Below are 2,972 nucleotides of genomic sequence, written 5' to 3'. Positions count from 1 at the left end.
GACGGTCACCGGGCCGGAGCGGCGTCCCAGGTAGGGGCCGATCCGCACGGCGGTCAGGAGCTGGCGGTCCCACGACGGCGGCGAACCGCGCGACAGCCTGCCCGCACCGGCGGCAGCGGCGGGGCCGCTACCCGTGCCGATGGTGGGCCGGGGCCGCCATGGCCCCATCATTCCGGCGCAGACGGCGTCCGCCTCGGCTGCCATCGCGGTGACGAGCAGTATGCGGCTCACGCGGCCGCCTGCGGGGCGGTCGACGGATGGTCGCGGACCGGGCGTGCCACGGCCGGGCCTGTGCCGTCGGGACGTGCCGTGCCGCCGCCCGGGCCGGTGCGGGCGAGGCTGACAGGACTGGGGCTCATCGGGCTACGGCTGGACGACGAGCCGGAACGGCCAGCTTCCGGAGGCCTGCTCGGAGCCGGTGTGCGGGGCCTGGAAGACGGTCAGGTTCACCTCGCCGCGCCCGTCCGGCACGGACAGCCGGTAGTGGGGCTCGGTGATGACGTCGGTGATCCGGGTGTCGTTGGACGCCAGGAAATATCCCTTGTCGGCGATCGACTTCGCGACGTCGATGTTGACGACCGACCCGGGGACGGCGTGCAGGACCGGCGCCTGGTACTTGTCGTTTTTGATCACTGTGCCGTCGCGGTCGTACTGGGCGGCGTGCGCCTGCACGAAGTTGTCGCCGGACTGCAGCGTCACCAGCGGGGTCGGCTTGTCGCAGCCGGTGAGCACCAGGACCAGCGCGCCGAGGAGGCCGAGCACGACGGGGCGTCGCCGCCGGGTGCGGAAAAGTAGCCGAGATGCGGACACGATCGGAGGTTACCGTTCCCGACGGTCGGACGCCGGCCTGCTCGCGATCCTCCGGGTGGGTTGTCGGTCTCAACCCGCCTGCTCAGCGGCCCGGCCTCGGCCATGAGCCGCCGGCGCTCCCGGCCGCCGGTATCGCCTGATCACCTTTCGGGATTATTCCGACCGGCTGGAACCGCGCTCCCACCAGCGCCGGACGGGTGACCGCGGCACGGTGGGGGCGTCGGGCGCGGCGGGTGGGCGCGGCACGGCCGGGGCCTGCGGCAGGGTCGGTGGCAACGTCGGGTGCTGTGGCAGGGCTCGTGGCAGGGCCGGGTGCTGCGGCAGGGCCGGGTGCTGCGGCAGGGTTGGTGGCAGGGGCTGCGCGAGGGGCGGGGCCTGCGGCTGGGTGGGCGCCCCCGGGTCGAAGTGGGCCATGGACGGGGTGGCCGGGCCGTACGGGGCTGCGGCGGCGTGCGGGCCGTGCGGGGCTGCCGGGGCGTACGGGACATTGTGACGTTCCCGGGCCGCGGCCCGGGAACGGTGCAGGGCCCGGGTCTCCACGAACATCGTGCCCAGGACCACCGCGGACGCGGCGGCGAAGCCGAGCGTGCCGGGCATCTCGATCAGGCCGGTCGCGCCGCCGGCGACCCAGGCGAGCTGCATCGCGGTCTCCGAGCGGGCGAACGCCGAGTTGCGGGTGTCCTCGGCGACGTCCCGCTGGATGATGGCGTCCAGCCCGAGCTTGCCGGTCGAGCTGGCCATGGTGACCAGCAGGGCCGCGAGCAGCGAGGTCAGCTTGGTGTAGTTGACGGCAGCGCCCAGGCAGCCGCCGGCGGCCATCAGCAGCGACAGCATCAGCAGCGCTTCCGGCCGTTTACGGCCGAGACGGCCGCCGACGAACACGCCCAGGCCGCTGCCCACCCCGGCGCAGATCGCCAGCCCGGCCAGCCACAGGTTGTTGCCGCCGCTGGTCCGCAGCAGGAACGCCAGGTAGAAGGTGAGGAACCCGACCAGGCCGCGCAGCACCAGCGAGGCGCGCAGGGCCACCGGCAGCCCGCCGAGCGCGCGGCGCAGCCGGCCGGTGATGTCCCGGTGCGGGCGGAAGCGGCCCGCCCCGAGGACGGCGCGTTTCTCACCCGCGGCGGAGTCGACGTGTCCGGGCAGGTTGAAGGCGAGCAGAACACCCGTCATGTAGACGATGGCGCAGATCCGCAGCACCCACGGGTAGCCGATGTAGGGAATGTTGGCGATACCGAGCCCGAGCGGGGCCGCCACCGCCCCGGCCACGATGTTGACCAGGGAGATCCGGGAGTTGACCTTCACCAGGGTCAGTTCCCGGGGGGTCACCCGCGGGATGACCGCGCTGCGGGCCACCCCGAACGACCGGGACAGCATCAGCAGCCCGAGCGCCAGCGGGTAGACCGCCACTCCGTCGAGGGAGCTCGCGAGCTGCCAGGCGAGCATGCCGCGGGCCAGGCAGATCGAGGCCAGGGCGGTCCGGCGGCCATAGGCGAACCTGTCCAGCACCGGGCCGATCACCGGTGCCAGCAGGACGAACGGCACCATCGTGATCAACAGGTACAGGGCGACTTTCGAACGCGCCTCACCGGTGGGTACCGCGAAGAAAAGTGAGCCGGCGAGTGCTACCGTGACCAGCGCGTCCCCGGCCGCGTTGACGAACGAGAGCTCCACCAGGGAGGCGAGCCCGGACTGTTCGGCGCCGCCCCGGCGGGCGGAGGCCCGCAGCCTCCGCACCCTCCTGGCGACACCGGCACCCACGTTCACCATGCTGAGTGTCCTCCCCCCCAGGAGAGCCATCACGACCACGCAGCGCAGTTCCGGAACGTGTAGGCGACAATACGTGCGTGGAGGCTCAGGATGTACAGCTCGGCCCGGCAGCACCCCCGGCACCGGTGAGCGGGGACGCAACGGTGCCCGTCGATCCTGACCGGCCCGTCGACCTGGACCGGCCCGTCGACCCGGACCGGCCTGTTGACCCGGACCGGCCTGTTGACCCGGACCGGCCTGTTGACCCGGACCGGCCTGTTGACCCGGACCGGCCTGTTGACCCGGACCGGCCCGTCGACCCGGCGGAGCCCGTCGACCCGGCGGAGCCCGTCGACCCGGCCCGGGGCGACCGGCCGGCGCGGGCCGCTCGGGCGAGCCGGCCGTCCGCCTCACCC

The 2,972-nt window shown here is 73.6% G+C and carries 3 protein-coding genes and 2 pseudogenes; 1 reads left to right on the top strand and 4 read right to left on the bottom strand.

Going from position 1 to position 2,972, the window contains the following annotated elements; translation table 11 throughout:
- From NBX02_RS00770 to NBX02_RS00760, 4 genes and pseudogenes are all read right to left on the bottom strand, one after another.
- Positions 1 to 231 (bottom strand): annotated as a pseudogene (locus tag NBX02_RS00770) (futalosine hydrolase); the annotation flags it as partial.
- Positions 228 to 359, bottom strand: coding sequence for a hypothetical protein (locus NBX02_RS22810; protein ID WP_445548183.1), 132 nt, complete (start codon positions 357 to 359; stop codon positions 228 to 230). The gene NBX02_RS22810 and the pseudogene NBX02_RS00770, both read right to left, overlap by 4 nt.
- Positions 360 to 363: 4 nt before the next feature.
- Entirely contained in the window at positions 364 to 810 is a 447-nt protein-coding gene (locus NBX02_RS00765) for a hypothetical protein (protein WP_250282784.1), read from the bottom strand.
- Positions 811 to 963: 153 nt separating this feature from the next.
- Complete coding sequence (locus tag NBX02_RS00760) at positions 964 to 2,577, bottom strand: MFS transporter (protein WP_250289560.1); 1,614 nt, start codon at positions 2,575 to 2,577, stop codon at positions 964 to 966.
- A 143-nt stretch (positions 2,578 to 2,720) separates the two neighbouring features.
- Between NBX02_RS00760 and NBX02_RS00755 the strand changes: the two are divergent.
- A pseudogene (locus NBX02_RS00755) lies at positions 2,721 to 2,972 on the top strand (hypothetical protein); the annotation flags it as partial.

Source organism: Protofrankia sp. CiP1_Cm_nod1 (assembly GCF_920888515.1).
In the GTDB taxonomy this organism is placed as follows: Bacteria; Actinomycetota; Actinomycetes; order Frankiales; family Frankiaceae; genus Protofrankia.
Note: the sequence above shows the minus strand (reverse complement) of the source record. Positions and strands in the feature narration are given on the sequence as shown.